Here is a 15,422-nt window from a genome sequence, read left to right on the forward strand (position 1 = left end):
GTTGGCGTCGGCACGATCCAAGCCTGCCCAGCTTGGGTCGGCCGTGCCAACGTCATTGCTACGCTTCCAGCGTTACGTTCCAGTACGCTTCGCTGACGAACTTCGACCAGCTTTCGATTCGCACTGTGTGGCGGGCATACATCGGCTTCCACAACGGACGAACCGGCGCATGCCGCAACTTCAAACCGGCCTGCTGTGGCGTGCGGTCGGCCTTGCGCTTGTTGCAAGTCACACACGCCAGCACGCAGTTTTCCCAGGTCGAAGTGCCGCCCTGCGACCGCGGAACAACGTGGTCGATCGTTAGTTCGTCGGCGCCTGGCTGCACATTGCAATACTGGCAAGTCCAATGGTCGCGCTTGAACAAATTGCGGCGGCTGAAGCTGACGGCGGCGCTTGGGAGCCGATCGTAGTTGCCAAGCACGATCACTTCCGGCGTCCGTAGCCGCAGCCGAATCGCCTGGATGTACGGATCGCCATCGCGCACACGCAACTGCGACCAATCAGCCCAGGTGTAGGTCTGATAGTTTTCCGGGTCGACGACGCGAGCCGACTCGTTCCACAACAGCACCAGCGCGCGACCCACGGTGGCCACGTTTACCGGCTGCCAGTTGCGGTTGAGCACCAGCGTCGGACGTTCGAGTGCTTTAGCGACCATAGGTATCTCCAAATCACGATTATCAAAGTGGCTTCGAAATGACTCACTCACAGCGACAACGCTCACAAAATCCCAACAGGGGTGTCTGAGCGGAGTTGAACCGCCACCTTCTGGTTCACAGCCAGCCGTGCAGAAACCGCTACACCACAGACACCATATGCCTCGACCAGGACTCGAACCCGGAATCTCTCGTTAGAAGCGAGATGTGATCATCCGTTTCACCACCGAGGCGCAAATCATTCCAGCGGAAGGCAAGGGAATTGAACCCTCATCTCGACAAGCGAGAACCGCTTTAGCAAAGCGGCCCGGCCAACCGTATCCGGCTACCTTCCAGTTAGTGGACTCACCGGGAATTGAACCCGGATCCTCAGACTGCCAGCCTGATGTCTTCCCGTTGGACCATGAGCCCTTTTGTTTCAGTGGACCTGCCGGGGAATCGAACCCCGATTTCCAGGTTGCAAGCCAGGCGTCTTCCCGTTGGACGAGCAGCCCGTGTTCACTTCAAGGTCCGTCCGGGAATTGAACCCGGTCTTCCTCCTTACCGAGGAGGCGTGCTGCCACAACACTTACAGACCAACTTCATCAGTGATCCCGGATGGAATCGAACCATCGATTTCCTGGATGTCGACCAGGCGTCTTTGCCGCTGGACCACGGGATCGTGTTAGTGACCGGAGTGAGAGTCGAACTCACAAATTCACGAGGCTCTCGACCTCGTCGCTTTACCAGTTTGCGTACCCGGCCGTTGCAGGTTCGGGTGTCGCACCCGACGGGCTGGGCTTATGAGGCCCGGCTGAGCACTGGCTCACCTGCGTCATGTTTCAGTGACCAAGGGAAGAGTCGAACTCCCACGCCGCAATGGGCACGACGTTCTGAACGTCGGATGTCTACCAGTTCCATCACTTGGTCGTGTCTCTGAATCAGTGACCCGTGCGGGACTCGAACCCGCGTCGCGAGAATGAGGGTCTCGCATCCTGCCACTAGACGAACGGGCCGCAGTGGGTTGTGTAAGAATCGAACTCATCGTCATCCACCTCGCTTGTTTAGCGACAACGGCTTTACAGGCCGCCACGAGGATCACAACCCGCAACCGAGCACGGCAGACGGACGTCTGCCGCGCGCAGGGCGTTAGCTCTAATTAAGTGGCACAGGCGGGATTTGAACCCGCAATCACGAAGGTTTGAGCTTCGCTGCTTTGCCGATTTGCATACCGTGCCGCGTTAGCGTCCCCGATGGGATTTGAACCCACGATCTTCGCCTTGACAGGGCGACGAGCACTCCTGGCTGCTCCGCGAGGACAAAGTTTCAATTAAGTGGCTCAGGTGGGACTCGAACCCACAGCATCTCTCGTTCTAAGCGAAAGTGGTCTGCCGATTGCCTACCGAGCCGCGGCAGGAAAGTGCCCAAGGTGGGAGTCGAACCCACAAACGCTTGGGTTTAAGCCAAGCCGCTCTGCCGAGTTGGCGTACCTGGGCGGAAGTAGTCCCGGATGGAGTTGAACCATCGTTGCCTGGATGTGAGCCAGGAGTCGTGCCGCTGGACCACGGGACTGTATTTCATGCAGTGGACTCACCGAGAGTTGCACTCGGATTTTCGGCGTGCGGAGCCGACGTCTTCCTGTTGGACGATGAGCCCAATCGATCAAAGTTCCGGGGGTTGGAATCGAACCAACGTCCTCCTGGTTCAGAGCCAGGCGTCACTACCAACAGCAACTGCCCCGGAGTGTTTATTGCTTTCAATTCGGGGAGGAGGGTTCGAACCTCCGTCTCCTGATTCAAAGTCAGGAAGCCTACCGCTAGCCGATCCCCGATCATTTCTGTTTGCGAAGAGTGCCCTGCGGGAATCGAACCCACCTTTCCAGCTTGGAAGGCTGGCGCCTAATGCCGCTCGGCCAAGGGCACACTCAAGGCGGAAGGGGTGAGAGTCGAACTCACAAGGCTCATCGCTCGACTGTTTTCGAAACAGTTGCCGTCGCCCTTCGGCTTGCCCTTCCATTAGCTGCGGTGGCTGGAATCGAACCAGCAATCCTCTCCTTAACAGGGAGTTGCCTTACCATTGGGCCACACCGCAAAGAAGTCGGCGCAGTCGGATTTGAACCGACGATCTCTTGCTCCCGAAGCAAGCGGATTTCCAGACTTTCCTATACGCCGTGAATGAAAAGCACCCAGCGGGAGTTGAACCCGCGCTTCCGCCATGGCAAGGCAGCAGGCTACCGTTACATCATGGGTGCGTTTGAGCTGAGTAAATTGTCAAAGAGCAGGAGCACCGGGCGGGACTCGAACCCGCGTTGCCACATTACAAGTGCGGAGTCTTCGCCGCTGGACGACCAGTGCATTTCCGACAGTGGGATCAGAGGGACTTGAACCCTCACCGATCTGGTTAAGAGCCAGACATGCTGCCGCTAGCACCTTGATCCCGTGTTGTTTTCAGTCGGCGCGGAGGGAATCGAACCCTCGACCTGGTCCTTATAAGAGACCTGCTCTCACCACTGAGCTACGCGCCACAAGTTGCACGAAAACTCATTCAGTGGGGCCGAAGGGAGTTGAACCCTTACCTCGTCGCTTAAAAGGCGAGTACGCTGCCGTTACGCCACAGCCCCAGAGGGATTTGGCGTATGCGTTTAAGCCGCGCAATCTTTGTCATTTCGGTGTTCTCCGTTTTTGTTTTGGTCAGATCAGTGGTAGCCCTGAGAATCGAACTCAGCGCGACTCGGTTATCAGCCGGGTTTGGGCAACCAGCCCTCGACTACCGCTGTCGCTCAGTCGGGATGGCCGGAATCGAACCGACACGATCGTGCGCCCAAGGCACGCGGGCTTGCCACTGCCCAACATCCCGTTGTTTTGTTTTTTCAATTCAGTGACCCGTGTGGGATTCGAACCCGACCTATTCAGCTTGAAAGACTGACGACCTCACCAGAAGTCGAACGGGCCGTTGTGTTGTGTCAGCGCGCACCTTGAGCGCAGTGGGTCGGGAGGCGCTCGAATCCTCGTCTCCTGGTTTTCAGCCAAGCGCTATGCCATCTCAGCTACCGACCCGTCATCGAACTGGGAGTTGTGGCCGCACCCCACACCACCAAGCCAATAAAAAAAGCCCGATGTCGTTGTGACACCGGGCTTTTGAGCCTGTCTCGTGCAATTACAGCCGAGCGTCACAAGCGTAGTGGGTGTGGGGGTATATTCCCTGCGAGAAATGTTTCTCGCAGCGCGGAATATCCCGCATCACTTCGTTCTTGGATCGAGCTTAGCTGTAATTGCGACATTGAAGTCTGGATACTGTAAGGGGTTATTGATGTTTCGTGCTGTCGTCCTGGCGACGGCACATTGTCTCTGTGCCTCTTAGACGCCAGCCGCCATGAACTGGTTCACACAATTTCCAAAAAGTTTTTGCAGAGATTTATTCAGATCGAAACCTTCTCCATATCGTCGGATTTTTCTGGTTGTAACTCCAGGAATTAGCAGTGCGCCTGAACCGTGGTATTGGTCAATCGGGAGCGACGGGGCGTACGCAGAGCCGCCGATCAATCAACGGACGATGTTGTCAAAAGGCACAAGAAAACAGTTGACGCAAAGTTGACGCTTTATGGCACACACAGCCTCCCTATAACCGCAATGCAATCGCAATAGAATATCGGCCCCGGACGTGGTATAAATCACTCCAGGAACGCGGATTGCTACCCAAATGTCCTGCAAGCAATATGCGCAGCGTGGATATTTTGAGCCGGTTCAAATCCTAGTTCCCCAGCTTTTCGCCATGCAAAACCCACGCTTTGGCGATGCAAACGCCACACAGGGAACTAGGTTGTCAGCGCAATCACTATTGAGTTTGCATAGCATTAGCACACCAATTCACTCGGTTCGATAAGTGGATTGTTTCCGAATTCGCAGTGTCTCTTAACAACTGCAAAGCGCTGGCAAAATCGGGCTCTTTATCAATCGCTACTCTGTGTGAATCCGGCTCGGACACAATCTGGCTGATTGTTTTTCCGCTGATCAGATCTTAAATCACAGCTTCCATGTAGGGGCGGATCACATTCGTCGCGACGCGCCAACAAACAAGATTTGCCGAGTCGAGATCGCGATCATTCAAGTTGTGCTTGCGGGCACCCAACGGTCTAAGGTTCCACCTTTGGCTGTGACGAGCCTGTCGCGAAGTTTGGAAGCGTCATCAGCAGGACTGCCGCCAAACAAACGCTTGAACTCACGGCCGAATTGCGACGCACTTTCGTATCCGACAGCCGTCGCAGCGGTATTCGCGTTGTGGCCTTCGTTGACCATCAGCAGTCGTGCTCTATGGAGTCGGATGTTTTTGAGGTATTGAAGCGGTGAAGTCGCGGTAACCGCCTTGAAATTTTGGTGGAACGTGGAGACGCTCATGCGCGCCTGCTTCGCCAGGTCTTCGGTACTGAGCGGACGAGCGAAATCCGTATTGATGAATTGCAGCACCCTTGCGATTCGCATGAACTGATCGTTGCGGGCAGCCATGGCGCGCATTGCGCCACCTTGCTCGCCTTGCAGCACACGATAAACGATTTCTCGAACGGTTTGCGGTCCAAGAATTCGGCTGTCCGTCGGCGAACTCAGACACTCCAAAAGTCGGATGACGGCGCTACGCAGCTCATCGGTCATTCCCGATGAATAAATGCCTCGCGGCACCGCCACATCGGATATACTCGGCTCATCCAGATTGATCAATATTTCGCTGAGCATCGTCGGGTCAACGGAAATCACCAGCGCCAGCACCGGCTCTTCTGGAGAAGCTTCGACTTTGCACTGAAACGGCACAGGGACCGACAAGGCCAGATAATGGTTCTTGTCATAGGTCAACACCTCGTCGCCTAGATAACCAATCTTCCGCCCCTGGGCGATGAACAGAATCATCGGCTCATAAATGACCGGAGTTCCCGCCGTTGGGTACGAGGTTCGCGACACTTCTACTCCCGCGACCGATGTCGGCTGTTTTCCCTCGCGCACGGCAAGTGCATCGAGCAACTCAGCCAAGCGATCGCCCGAATTCTGCTTTGATGTGGTCGGTTTAGTGGTGTTCATCTCAATAGATTTATACAAGCTTTGGGTCCTAAAGTCATCTGAATCGATCGCGTAGCCGGAGAATTAGGCTAGAAGTCCGTAGGAACCGACGATTGTGACTATGTGAATTAGCGCTATTATTCAGGCGAGCAAGAACATTTCGAAGAACAGCATCGGAAACTGAACACTGAAAGGAGCACTCAATGACGAATCACCCAAACGGAAGTCCTCCGGGAAAAGTAGCATTTGTGACGGGTGCCGGTAGCGGCATTGGTCGCGAGACGGCCCTGGCATTCGCCCGCGAGGGAGTTAGCGTCGTGGCCGCCGATGTCTCCGAGAAGGCGAATCAAGAGACGGCAAGCCTGATTGAAAAGGAGGGCGGGCGGGCGATTGCTGTCACCTGCGATGTGACAAAAACTGCGGATGTGAAGAGCGCGCTAGCCAAGACCATTGAAGCTTTCGGGCGGCTTGACTTCGCGTTCAACAACGCCGGCATCGAGCCTCGGAAAGCGGCCCCGCTTGCAGACTACGATGAAGACGAGTGGAACCGCATTGTCGATATCAATTTGCGCGGCGTGTTTTTGTGCATGAAGTATGAAATACCGCTGATTATCAAGCAGGGAGGCGGCGCGATCGTCAATACGTCGTCGGGAGCTGGAGTCATCGGAATCAAGGGCAGCCCAGCTTACACCGCTGCCAAACATGGCGTGATCGGACTCACACGCGCCGCGGCTCTCGACTATGCCGCTCAGAACCTTCGCATCAACGCGGTCTGTCCCGGGTATATCGATACGCCAATGATGGGCCGATTTACTGGCGGCACATCCCAAGGGCGGGCAAAGGTCATCGCTGAAGAACCGGCTGGACGAATGGGCAAACCTGAGGAAATCGCCGCAGCTGTCCTATGGCTGTGTTCGGAGGGCGCCGCTTTTATGGTCGGTCACGCAATGGTCGTCGACGGCGGACAAACGGTGCAATAGCCACGGAATGATATCGGAGGGTCAAAAAATGCCACACGTCACCGAAGAGCTCTGGCCGGGCAAACCGTAATCGTTTACTAGAAAGGAGAACATCATGCGAGGAGCAGTACTGTATGGACCTGGCGACATCCGCTTCGAAGATCGCGAGACGCCCAGAATCGAAAAACCAACCGACGCCGTCATCCGCATTGCCGCCACTTGCGTCTGCGGATCGGACCTTTGGCCATACCGAGGATTGCAGCCCATCAATGGGCCGACGCCGATGGGTCACGAATACAGTGGCGTCGTCGAGGAAGTGGGCCGCGACGTGAAGTCGATTAAGCCAGGGCAGTTCGTTGTCGGCTCTTTTGCTACGTCTGACAATACCTGCCCGAACTGTCAGTACGGTTATCAGTCTTCGTGCGCGCACCGCGAATGGATGTTGCGTGCCCAGGCGCCACTGCTTCGAGTGCCGCTGGCGGACGGAACACTGGTTCCCACACTGGACGTGCCGCCGGAAGATCTCGTGCCGAGCTTGCTCGCCACATCCGACGTGCTTGGTACCGGCTGGTTCGCGGCTGATGCAGCGAATGTCAAACCAGGCGCCACCGCTGTCGTTGTCGGCGACGGAGCGGTCGGACTGCTAGGCGTGCTTTCAGCAAAACAAATGGGAGCTGAACGGATTATTGCGATGAGCAGGTACGAAAGCCGTCAAAAGCTCGCACGGGAATTCGGCGCAACAGATATTGTCACTGAACGAGGCGAAGACGGTGTCAACCGTATCAAAGATATGACCAATGGCATCGGCGCAGATTCGGTCCTCGAATGCGTGGGAACGCAGCAATCCATGACGCAGGCGATTCAATGCACACGTCGCGGCGGCTACGTCTCTTACGTTGGCGTTCCGCACGGCGTCGAGTTCAAAGGCGAGGACCTGTTCTACACCCATGTACATCTTCATGGCGGTCCCGCGCCGGTGCGGCGATATCTGCCGAAACTAATCGAACTCGTGTGGAACCGAAAAATCGAGCCAGGCAAAGTATTCGACCTTGTCTTGCCACTTGAGCAGGTGGCCGAGGGGTATCGGGCGATGGATGAGCGTCGTGCAATTAAGAGCTTGCTGCTGCCAAATGCCTCGTCGAATGGTGCGGCAAAAACTAAGCGTTAGGGGAGGAATTGTGATTGATTTGTCGACAGGCGAACTAACCAGGATCGCTGGAAGCGAATCACTAGAGCGAATGACCGGCCGTTGAGTGCACTGACAGAGTCGATAACGAGGACCAGCAATGAGCACCCAAAGTACGAAACAGGTTGCACTGATTACCGGCGCCAATCGCGGTATCGGATTTGAAACGGCCAAGCAACTGACGCGACGAGGATTTCATGTCGTCATCGCTGCCCGTGATGAAACGAGCGGCACGAAGGCGGTGAAAGCGATGCAGACATTCGGCGGTGTGGCAACTTTCCTTTCGCTGGACGTGAGCCGTTCGGAAAGCGTTCGAAACGCTGCGAGCCAGTTTGGCAAAATATCAGATCGTCTGGACGTGTTGATCAATAATGCGGGCATCTATCCCGACGAAGGCATCAGTATATTGACTGTGCCACGGATGCAGATGGTCGAGACGTTCCAGACGAACACTTTCGGAGCGCTCGAAACGACCCAAGGGTTTCTTACTTATTTGCGGAAAGCACCGGCTGCCCGCGTCATCAACGTTTCCAGTGGATACGGTGAGCTGGCCGGATTGTCTCCAGGCGTACCGAGCTATTGTCTGTCAAAGCTCGCGCTGAATGGGCTCACTATTATGTTGGCGAAGGCCTTGGAGGCTGAAAGTATTTCCGTTAACTCGATGTGCCCTGGTTGGGTGCGGACGGATATGGGCGGCCCAAACGCCACCAGCTCTGTAGAAGAGGGTGCCGACACTGCGGTGTGGCTCGCTGCCGATGCGCCCCACGAACTGACCGGAAAGTTGTTTCGTGATCGGCAAGAGATTTCTTGGTAGTAGGAGTGAAACCACGCCAGATGTGCAAACGAGTTTGGAATTTATCTCTTGAATAGGTTGAAGGAGAAGACTATGCCCCACGTGATAGTGAAACTGTGGCCTGGTAAAACAGAAAAGCAGAAGAAAAAACTCGCCGACTTAATTACGAAGGACGTAATGGAAGTCTTCGATTACGGCGAAGAATCGGTCTCTGTCGCCATGCAGGAAGTCGCTCCGCAAAATTGGAATGAGAAGGTCTACAAGCCAGACATCGCCAACAATTGGGACAACATTTATAAGAAGCCTGGATATGATCCGAGTGACCTCGAATGAGTTGGCCGCCGCAGGCGGTAATAGACTTGCAACGCAACCGCGCGCCAAACGCCGCACTTTCCCGACATCATTGGCGAAGACTCAAAATCCAGTGTCTGAACGGTTCAGATTCAGTGCCGAAGCACTTGACGCAAAGTTGACGCAGAATGGCATACACAGGCTCCCCATAGTTGCCCTGTAACCGCAATAGAAAATCGGTCCCGGACCTGATATAAACCATTCCGGGGACGCGAACTGCTACCCAAATGTCCTGCAACTGCGATGCGCAGTATGGATATTCTGAGCCGCTTCAAATCCTAGTTCCCCAGCTTTTTGCCATGCAAAAGCCACGCTTTAGCGATGCAAATGCCACGAAGAGAACTAGGTTGTTGACGCAACCGATGTTGATTTTGCATCGCAACAGTGTGTCAATCAGCCGTTCAATTCCAGCGCTTTGATTCCGGGCATTGATCGGCTCTTCGACCGTGCCAACCACCTTCATTAGCCGATTCGACTAACGCGCGAAAATCAGTGCGGAATCAGACTGGCTGTCTTCCAGGTTCGCTGCTCTTCTCTCCGGATTTCAAATCACAGCTTCCATGTAGGGACGGATTACGTTCGTCATGCGGCACACTTTGGCAGCCTTCCAAAGTTCGTCGCTGGTGGCCAGCTTTTTGCGCCAGCAATCACGCAGCGCTTCCAGTGCCACATCCAGCCCCACTTGGTTGCGGAATTTGAAACAGTCGGCCACCGTCTTGGCGGGAGAGTAAATCTTCACCTCCACACCGTCAATCCGATGGGCTTGAATGCCGAAGCGCTGCGCCGTATCAGCATATCGCACAATCCGCACTGGCGGATACTCGATTTTCGGCGGGCGAGCTTTGCTGGGAATCGCCAGCCAGATCTGATGCGGGTTTTCCGTGGTCAGACCATGAAAGGCCAGCGCCGATAGCAGGCAGACTACGCCCTGCGGCGTGCGTTTGGCAACTTCGGCGAACTGCGCGAAACGGCCTGGCTTGGCGTGGGCGAGGCGATACAGTCCGCGACCCGGGCGCTCCAGTATTCCTTCGTTATGGAGTTTATTCAGGTACTCTCCGGCAATTCCCAGCGGTTCCAGGTCCCGTGGGCGCAGGATTCCTCTCTCCCGAGCGAGCGTCAGGATTTGCTCCCGTTTTTGACCAGTTTCGTCAGTTAGATTATGTCGTACTATATCAATATCTACATACATAATCTTACCATGTAAATTGGCAGCGGGGAAAGCGAATTCTGACGCTGAAAAACCCCTCGGAATCGGCCAACAAAGGCAGTTAAGGGGTAAAGCAGGGGGGCGGCTCCGTCCACGCCTTCTCTGGCCTTCCTCGTCGGGGCCAAGGGCCTTCGGCCTCAGCCAGCTAGCGCTGACGATGAAAGCCGACGAAGGCAGTGGAATCAACAAGACCGCTGTTCTTTAGCAAGTTGGTTTCAGGCTTCGCAGCCGATTCCGGAACTCGGGAGCCAAGTGATTGCGATTTGATGTGTTTAGTGCCCGGCGTACCAATCGTAGCCGCGCTGTGCCCAATAGTCCGGGGGTCGCTCGTCGGTCAATTCGATTACGCCGATACGTTTGATGTTCTTGTAACCATATTTCACTGTACTCACCAAGCGGAGCGGGGCTCCGTGCCCCTGTGTTAGCGGCGCGCCATTCATTTGGTAGCACAGCAAAGTTTGCGGATGTAATGCGCTAGGACGATCCAGCCCTACATAATAAAGATCAGACTGACCATCGGGTGTTTGACCGTCGGGCGGGGTCGACATGCCGATGTACTGGCTCGCAACAGCAAATTTATTGAGGAAGTCCGATAAACGAACTCCTTTCCAACTGACAATTCGATCCCAACCTTCAATGCATTTGAATTGGGTGGTCATTTCGTAGGCGGTGAGCTCTTTAATTGCGCTGAGAGGTATGTGACGATCGACTTTACCGAGAACATGCACCATCCAATCGTCAAGGTTTGCTGGGCTCATCAAGCCAACGTGGCCATTTTCGCGAAGATCCTCTGCCACCCCGGCGGGAAACTCTGGGGCCAACCTTTGAGCATTGAAGAATCTTTGGGCGATGCTCTCGTTGAATTCCAGAATTCGCCGTAGTGGCCAGGGAACCCCGTCATCTTCCGGTCGAGTTGCGACCCAACCCACTCCGGCCATTCCAGTTAGTGCTGCTGCAGCGCCGACAGTGAAACTGCGCCGGGTGAGCCGACGCATCTGCGATTCTGCAGAAAGGGAGGGGACCGACTCCTCTACTTTGGGTGAGGATTCAGTCATGGGATGGCTTCTCTGTTGAAGTCAATTCGTACCCAGTGACCATCGCGCGAAAATTATTCCACCCCGCTCGAATAACCTGTGAAATGTGGATCACGAAAAAGAACAGGTACCCCATGGTAAGCCAAAAATGTTCCCACCGTGCCCAAGCATATCCGCCCAACAAACTTGTCAGCCAGACGACTTGTATCGGCTTATAGATGGCTAAGCCAGTCACGAGCGATCCGAAACCCATCAAAACAACACCGGTATATGCGAATTGCTGGGCTCCGTTAAACTTGCGTTTAGGCGGCTCGATTTTGCTCAAGTGCAGATCGTGCAAAATCACCATCCACGCTTCGCGAAAACTTTTTCGATTCGGCAATAGATGGCGCCACTCTCCCGAGGCAAACGTGTACGTTACGTAGCAAATCCCGTTGATGGCAAATACCCACATAATGGCGAAATGCCATGACATTCCTTCTGCTAAACGGTGATCTAAACGGAGTGCTTCGTAAAACCAATCAGGGAAAAAATGGGCCAAAGTCCAGTTGCCGATCCCGATGCGAAACACATCATTGGCCCAATAGATCATTAGACCGCTCCAAATCATCCCAAACAGGAGCGGCACGTTTAGCCAGTGCATCCAGCGAATGGGCCGTGGATGTTTGTGCTCCAGACGTTTCATGGAATGTCACTCCGAGGCCTTATCGAGCGGCGACCTTGCTTTCAAAACCTAATTAATGCCCCATCTTGTCTGTGTTCATCTTGTCCGTACTCATTTTGTCACCAGTCATCTTGTCATCGGTCATCTTGTCGCCGTTCATTTTGTCACCGGTCATCTTGTCGTTCATCATTTTGTCTTCCATACCCATCTTCGGGCTGTTCATCTTGTCGCCTTGTCCACTGCTTGAGCCGCAGCCCGTCAGTAGGCAACATGCGGCCACGCTAACCGTACAACCGAGTACGAAGCCAACAAATGAATTTTTCATCGCAATGTCTCCTAATATGGAATTTGAGGGATTGTGGTCGCCCGCTTAATTCACGCGGGTGCCTCGTTCCCATCTATTGGATGCCGTGGCGAGGATACGGTTACACGAGCGGCGTTTTTTTTGAAAATCCGCGCGGTTTTAGGAAATCTCATCGGAACACGTAACTTTGAACTGCTGGACGCATCCAAACCGCAAAGGGAATACAATATGTCTTGCAGAGAAGTCACAGAATTCTTGACGGACTATCTCGACGGATCGCTGCCGTTACGGCAGCGGGTTCTGTTCAGAATTCACCTGCTCGGCTGCGGCAATTGCCGACGCTATTTAGATTCGTTTGAGACCACGATCAGGAACGTTCGGCACTTAGGCGAGGCGCGCTCGGCGCACGATGTAATCCCGATTCCCGAAGAACTTGTGAGAGCCATTCTGAGTGCTCGGGATAGTCAAGTGCCCCAAGCATGACTATTCGCATCGCTGCCAGTCCAAAACGCGGTGCATTCAGGCTTTCTGATATCGCCGCTGCGATTCGAGGATTGGCACATCATTGGCGCTCATGTCGCGGTGGCGCATTAGACCTTCGTCGTCAAATTCCCAATGTTCGTTGCCGTGAGTCCGATACCATTGTTGCTGGCCTGCGTCAAACCACTCGTACTCAAATCGCACCGAAATCCGATTCCCCGTATAACACCAGAGCTCTTTCATTAAGCGATAGTGCAGTTCCTTTGCCCACTTTCTGCGTAGAAAATCCTTGATCGCCTCACGGCCTTGGAAAAACTCCGTACGATTTCGTCATTGCGAATCGACGGTGTACGCCTGGGCCACGATTTCCGGGTCGCAGGTATTCCAGGCATTTTCCGCAGCCTTCACTTTGGCGAGAGCCGAGTCGAGCGTAAACGGGGGTTTAATTGGGGGAGCCACGGACTATACAACCTTCGGAAAATCGATTTCCGTACTCGCGGTTTCATTGAAGTAGTTGGTGAACACATTCAATGCTACATGAGCAATGATTTCGCCAATCTCGCCATCATTGTAGCCAGCCTTCCGAACTTCGACCAAATCGGCGTCGGATACATGGCCTTTTTTCTGAGTCACGATCCGCGCGAATTGTAGGGCGGCTTGGGTTTTGGCATCCTGCGAAGAACCACGACGGGCATCAAGAATCGCTTCAGGGTTCAAGCCGACCATCTTTCCGATTGCGCTGTGGGCCGCACGGCAATAGCTGCAAGCGTTTTCCTCGGCGATAGCCAGCGCTAATTGTTCGCGCAGTTTAGCCGGCAACACACCGTGACCTAAAGCACCGCTCAGGCTTAAATAGCCTTCCAACACTGCGGCCGAGTTGGCCATTGTTTTCATCATGTTGGGCGTCATTCCCAGCTTCTTTTGTACGCCTTCCAGAAGTTCTTTGGCCTTTGGAGTGACTTGGTCCGCTGGTACTGCCTGAATGCGTTGCATGATTGAATCTCCATAAGATTAAAGGTTTACGAGCCGTTCGAGCTTCCGCTGGCTGGTTAGTAAGACACCTCGTTTAGATGAACGATCCCTTACTAAGGTTTCACTGCCTTTTTGGCATCTCGTCAGCGATGGCAATGGTCGGCTATGATGGAGTTCCGCGCCGTATCGCAACGCGGCATTACTCGTGATTCAATGGCCGAATTTTATTCCTCTACCGACCGCTCGGGTTCAGCAATCGATGACGTTGCTCCATTGCGTCTGATATTAGAGGGGACCGCGCATGCCACAGGCGAGAAGTTTTTGCAGTCTCTAGTTGAACATTTGGCGACGGCGCTGAAATGCCGCTATTCGTTTATCGCGGAGTTTTGCGGTGGAAATCGCGCTCGCACGATGGCTTATTGGAATAACGGCAAATTGGCAGCGAATGTCGAATACGACCTCCCTGGAACACCTTGCGAAGATGTTGTTCGGGGCAATCTGTGTCACTATCCCCAGGGGGTCCATAAAAGATTTCCACTCGACACTGCGCTAGTTGAGATGGGAATTGAAAGTTATCTGGGAGTACCGTTAATCGCCGCTAGTGGCGAGCACCTCGGGCACTTGTGCGTGTTTGATACCGACCCAATGCCAGAAGTGCCGCGCGACATGCTCATCTTTCGCATTTTTGCGGCCCGCGCGGCCGCGGAGTTAGAACGACTGCGAATGGAGTTGCTGCTCAAGGAAAGCAACGAGCGGTATCGTGATTTGTTTGATGAGGCGCCGATTGCCTACGTTCACGAAGGTTTGGATTCACGCTTTCTCAGTGCCAACCGAGCCGCGCTGCGAATACTGGGAATTAAACCCGAGGAAGTGCGCAAGACACTCGGTTTGTCGCTTGTTCCCCAAACTCCCGATGCTCAGCGCAGAGTCGAGCAAGCGCTGTCTTCAGTTGGCCGTGGCGCCGATACCAGCGGTGTCGTGTTGGAGCTACGCCGGAAAGACAACGGCAAACCGATTTGGATTCAATGGTGGTCGAAACCGGATCCCAGTGGTAACTACACCCGCACGATGTTCATTGATATCACGGATCGCATGCTGATGGAACAAGAACAAGCGCGGCTGACTGCACAAAACCTCTATTTGCAAGAAGAAATCAAATCGGTTCACAACTTCGAGGAAATCGTCGGTCAGAGCCCGGCACTGCTGGAGGCGCTCGAAAAAGTCAATCGGGTTGCCGTTACAGACAGCACCGTGCTCATCACCGGCGAGACAGGAACCGGGAAGGAGCTGATCGCTCGCGCCGTTCACTCGGCTAGCCGTCGGAGTGATAAGCCTTTGATCAAGCTGAATTGCGCCGCGTTGCCCTCCAGCCTCGTCGAGTCGGAACTTTTCGGTCACGAAAAAGGTGCTTTCACCGGCGCCATCGCACGGCGCATCGGTCGGTTCGAGCTTGCCGCTGGCGGAACAATTTTTTTGGATGAAATCGGCGAGCTACCCGCCGACGTTCAGGCCAAATTGCTCCGCGTGTTGCAAGAACGAGAGTTCGAGCGCGTCGGTGGAACAACGATCATCAAGGCCGACGTGCGGGTAATCGTTGCGACTAACCGCGATCTCCTGAAAGCGACTAAGGAGAAAACATTCCGCGAGGATTTGTACTACCGGTTGAACGTATTTCCAATCCATCTGCCACCCCTGCGCGAGCGGACCAGCGATATTCCTTTGCTTGTTCACTTCCTAGTGAACAAATTGGCCATGCGAATTGGAAAGCGGATCGAGAGTGTGGGTCAGATGGCAA

At 54.4% G+C, this 15,422-nt stretch carries 12 protein-coding genes, 29 tRNA genes and 1 pseudogene; 5 read left to right on the forward strand and 37 right to left on the reverse strand.

The features are described from left to right. Positions 1-58 precede the first annotated feature (58 nt). From VMJ32_18745 to VMJ32_18895, 31 genes are all read right to left on the reverse strand, one after another. Complete coding sequence (locus VMJ32_18745; protein HTQ41060.1) at positions 59-655, reverse strand: HNH endonuclease; 597 nt, start codon at positions 653-655, stop codon at positions 59-61. A gap of 80 nt (positions 656-735) precedes the next feature. After that, positions 736-809: transfer RNA gene (locus tag VMJ32_18750), tRNA-His, on the reverse strand. Between the two features lie 4 nt (positions 810-813). Then, positions 814-886, reverse strand: a tRNA-Arg gene (locus VMJ32_18755). A gap of 14 nt (positions 887-900) precedes the next feature. Continuing rightward, positions 901-987 (reverse strand) — tRNA-Ser (locus VMJ32_18760). Between the two features lie 6 nt (positions 988-993). Beyond that, positions 994-1,064 (reverse strand) — tRNA-Ala (locus tag VMJ32_18765). An 11-nt stretch (positions 1,065-1,075) separates the two neighbouring features. Continuing rightward, positions 1,076-1,147, reverse strand: a tRNA-Ala gene (locus VMJ32_18770). 12 nt (positions 1,148-1,159) lie between these two features. Continuing rightward, positions 1,160-1,230 (reverse strand) — tRNA-Thr (locus VMJ32_18775). A gap of 11 nt (positions 1,231-1,241) precedes the next feature. After that, positions 1,242-1,314: transfer RNA gene (locus VMJ32_18780), tRNA-Val, on the reverse strand. Positions 1,315-1,321: 7 nt separating this feature from the next. Continuing rightward, positions 1,322-1,397, reverse strand: a tRNA-Leu gene (locus VMJ32_18785). Between the two features lie 81 nt (positions 1,398-1,478). After that, positions 1,479-1,562, reverse strand: a tRNA-Leu gene (locus VMJ32_18790). A 15-nt stretch (positions 1,563-1,577) separates the two neighbouring features. Then, positions 1,578-1,648 (reverse strand) — tRNA-Glu (locus VMJ32_18795). Positions 1,649-1,796: 148 nt separating this feature from the next. After that, a tRNA-Leu gene (locus tag VMJ32_18800) sits at positions 1,797-1,870 on the reverse strand. Positions 1,871-1,877: 7 nt separating this feature from the next. After that, positions 1,878-1,952, reverse strand: a tRNA-Asp gene (locus tag VMJ32_18805). Between the two features lie 15 nt (positions 1,953-1,967). Beyond that, a tRNA-Leu gene (locus VMJ32_18810) sits at positions 1,968-2,041 on the reverse strand. Positions 2,042-2,053: 12 nt separating this feature from the next. Further along, positions 2,054-2,128, reverse strand: a tRNA-Leu gene (locus tag VMJ32_18815). A gap of 5 nt (positions 2,129-2,133) precedes the next feature. Then, a tRNA-Val gene (locus VMJ32_18820) sits at positions 2,134-2,204 on the reverse strand. A gap of 96 nt (positions 2,205-2,300) precedes the next feature. Then, positions 2,301-2,375: transfer RNA gene (locus tag VMJ32_18825), tRNA-Gln, on the reverse strand. Between the two features lie 17 nt (positions 2,376-2,392). Continuing rightward, positions 2,393-2,463: transfer RNA gene (locus VMJ32_18830), tRNA-Gln, on the reverse strand. A gap of 18 nt (positions 2,464-2,481) precedes the next feature. Continuing rightward, positions 2,482-2,554, reverse strand: a tRNA-Gly gene (locus VMJ32_18835). Positions 2,555-2,562: 8 nt separating this feature from the next. Next, positions 2,563-2,646 (reverse strand) — tRNA-Ser (locus VMJ32_18840). A gap of 5 nt (positions 2,647-2,651) precedes the next feature. After that, a tRNA-Asn gene (locus VMJ32_18845) sits at positions 2,652-2,723 on the reverse strand. A gap of 6 nt (positions 2,724-2,729) precedes the next feature. Beyond that, a tRNA-Pro gene (locus VMJ32_18850) sits at positions 2,730-2,803 on the reverse strand. Between the two features lie 9 nt (positions 2,804-2,812). Beyond that, positions 2,813-2,883 (reverse strand) — tRNA-Gly (locus tag VMJ32_18855). Positions 2,884-2,914: 31 nt separating this feature from the next. Further along, positions 2,915-2,986, reverse strand: a tRNA-Thr gene (locus tag VMJ32_18860). An 11-nt stretch (positions 2,987-2,997) separates the two neighbouring features. Next, a tRNA-Lys gene (locus VMJ32_18865) sits at positions 2,998-3,070 on the reverse strand. Positions 3,071-3,083: 13 nt separating this feature from the next. Further along, a tRNA-Ile gene (locus VMJ32_18870) sits at positions 3,084-3,156 on the reverse strand. Between the two features lie 24 nt (positions 3,157-3,180). After that, a tRNA-Lys gene (locus tag VMJ32_18875) sits at positions 3,181-3,252 on the reverse strand. A 163-nt stretch (positions 3,253-3,415) separates the two neighbouring features. After that, a tRNA-Pro gene (locus VMJ32_18880) sits at positions 3,416-3,488 on the reverse strand. Positions 3,489-3,510: 22 nt separating this feature from the next. Further along, a tRNA-Glu gene (locus tag VMJ32_18885) sits at positions 3,511-3,583 on the reverse strand. A gap of 33 nt (positions 3,584-3,616) precedes the next feature. Then, positions 3,617-3,688 (reverse strand) — tRNA-Phe (locus VMJ32_18890). A 1,047-nt stretch (positions 3,689-4,735) separates the two neighbouring features. Continuing rightward, positions 4,736-5,698 (reverse strand): AraC family transcriptional regulator, encoded by a 963-nt coding sequence (locus VMJ32_18895; GenBank protein ID HTQ41061.1) that lies wholly within the window; start codon positions 5,696-5,698, stop codon positions 4,736-4,738. Positions 5,699-5,880: 182 nt separating this feature from the next. On the opposite strand from VMJ32_18895, the gene VMJ32_18900 reads away from it, so the two are divergent. The 4 genes from VMJ32_18900 (at position 5,881) to VMJ32_18915 (ending at position 8,948) form a co-directional block, all read left to right on the forward strand. After that, a complete protein-coding gene (locus VMJ32_18900; protein ID HTQ41062.1) occupies positions 5,881-6,657 on the forward strand; it encodes an SDR family oxidoreductase in 777 nt (258 codons plus the stop codon). Between the two features lie 94 nt (positions 6,658-6,751). Next, positions 6,752-7,804, forward strand: a complete 1,053-nt coding sequence (locus tag VMJ32_18905) for a zinc-dependent alcohol dehydrogenase family protein (protein ID HTQ41063.1) — start codon at positions 6,752-6,754, stop codon at positions 7,802-7,804. A gap of 118 nt (positions 7,805-7,922) precedes the next feature. Then, on the forward strand, positions 7,923-8,636 hold the full coding sequence (locus VMJ32_18910; GenBank protein HTQ41064.1) for an SDR family NAD(P)-dependent oxidoreductase: 714 nt from the start codon (positions 7,923-7,925) through the stop codon (positions 8,634-8,636). Between the two features lie 72 nt (positions 8,637-8,708). Continuing rightward, complete coding sequence (locus VMJ32_18915) at positions 8,709-8,948, forward strand: tautomerase family protein (protein HTQ41065.1); 240 nt, start codon at positions 8,709-8,711, stop codon at positions 8,946-8,948. 562 nt (positions 8,949-9,510) lie between these two features. Here VMJ32_18915 and VMJ32_18920 read toward each other — a convergent pair. The 6 genes and pseudogenes from VMJ32_18920 to VMJ32_18945 form a co-directional block, all read right to left on the reverse strand. After that, on the reverse strand, positions 9,511-10,155 hold the full coding sequence (locus VMJ32_18920; GenBank protein ID HTQ41066.1) for a type IV toxin-antitoxin system AbiEi family antitoxin domain-containing protein: 645 nt from the start codon (positions 10,153-10,155) through the stop codon (positions 9,511-9,513). A 290-nt stretch (positions 10,156-10,445) separates the two neighbouring features. After that, on the reverse strand, positions 10,446-11,228 hold the full coding sequence (locus VMJ32_18925) for a molybdopterin-dependent oxidoreductase (protein HTQ41067.1): 783 nt from the start codon (positions 11,226-11,228) through the stop codon (positions 10,446-10,448). Next, entirely contained in the window at positions 11,221-11,892 is a 672-nt protein-coding gene (locus VMJ32_18930) for a cytochrome b/b6 domain-containing protein (protein HTQ41068.1), read from the reverse strand. Before VMJ32_18930 ends, VMJ32_18925 begins: the two co-directional genes overlap by 8 nt. A gap of 52 nt (positions 11,893-11,944) precedes the next feature. Then, positions 11,945-12,196 carry a hypothetical protein gene (locus tag VMJ32_18935; protein HTQ41069.1) on the reverse strand — a complete coding sequence of 84 codons (252 nt, stop codon included), beginning with the start codon at positions 12,194-12,196 and terminating at the stop codon, positions 11,945-11,947. A 498-nt stretch (positions 12,197-12,694) separates the two neighbouring features. Further along, positions 12,695-13,114, reverse strand: a pseudogene (locus VMJ32_18940) (nuclear transport factor 2 family protein). A gap of 3 nt (positions 13,115-13,117) precedes the next feature. Then, positions 13,118-13,648, reverse strand: coding sequence for a carboxymuconolactone decarboxylase family protein (locus tag VMJ32_18945; GenBank protein HTQ41070.1), 531 nt, complete (start codon positions 13,646-13,648; stop codon positions 13,118-13,120). A 192-nt stretch (positions 13,649-13,840) separates the two neighbouring features. Here VMJ32_18945 and VMJ32_18950 point away from each other — a divergent pair. After that, positions 13,841-15,422, forward strand: a 1,582-nt coding sequence (locus tag VMJ32_18950) for a sigma 54-interacting transcriptional regulator (GenBank protein HTQ41071.1), incomplete at its 3' end; no start/stop codon positions are given.

Source organism: Pirellulales bacterium (genome assembly GCA_035499655.1).
GTDB lineage: Bacteria > Planctomycetota > Planctomycetia > Pirellulales > JADZDJ01 > DATJYL01.

Bases quoted from the DNA above. Each gene is read 5' to 3' on its own strand.
- VMJ32_18745 (HTQ41060.1), bottom strand. From the start codon at position 655: ATGGTCGCTAAAGCACTCGAACGTCCGACGCTGGTGCTCAACCGCAAC.
- VMJ32_18895 (HTQ41061.1), bottom strand. From the start codon at position 5,698: ATGAACACCACTAAACCGACCACATCAAAGCAGAATTCGGGCGATCGC.
- VMJ32_18900 (HTQ41062.1), top strand. From the start codon at position 5,881: ATGACGAATCACCCAAACGGAAGTCCTCCGGGAAAAGTAGCATTTGTG.
- VMJ32_18905 (HTQ41063.1), top strand. From the start codon at position 6,752: ATGCGAGGAGCAGTACTGTATGGACCTGGCGACATCCGCTTCGAAGAT.
- VMJ32_18910 (HTQ41064.1), top strand. From the start codon at position 7,923: ATGAGCACCCAAAGTACGAAACAGGTTGCACTGATTACCGGCGCCAAT.
- VMJ32_18915 (HTQ41065.1), top strand. From the start codon at position 8,709: ATGCCCCACGTGATAGTGAAACTGTGGCCTGGTAAAACAGAAAAGCAG.
- VMJ32_18920 (HTQ41066.1), bottom strand. From the start codon at position 10,155: ATGTATGTAGATATTGATATAGTACGACATAATCTAACTGACGAAACT.
- VMJ32_18925 (HTQ41067.1), bottom strand. From the start codon at position 11,228: ATGACTGAATCCTCACCCAAAGTAGAGGAGTCGGTCCCCTCCCTTTCT.
- VMJ32_18930 (HTQ41068.1), bottom strand. From the start codon at position 11,892: ATGAAACGTCTGGAGCACAAACATCCACGGCCCATTCGCTGGATGCAC.
- VMJ32_18935 (HTQ41069.1), bottom strand. From the start codon at position 12,196: ATGAAAAATTCATTTGTTGGCTTCGTACTCGGTTGTACGGTTAGCGTG.
- VMJ32_18945 (HTQ41070.1), bottom strand. From the start codon at position 13,648: ATGCAACGCATTCAGGCAGTACCAGCGGACCAAGTCACTCCAAAGGCC.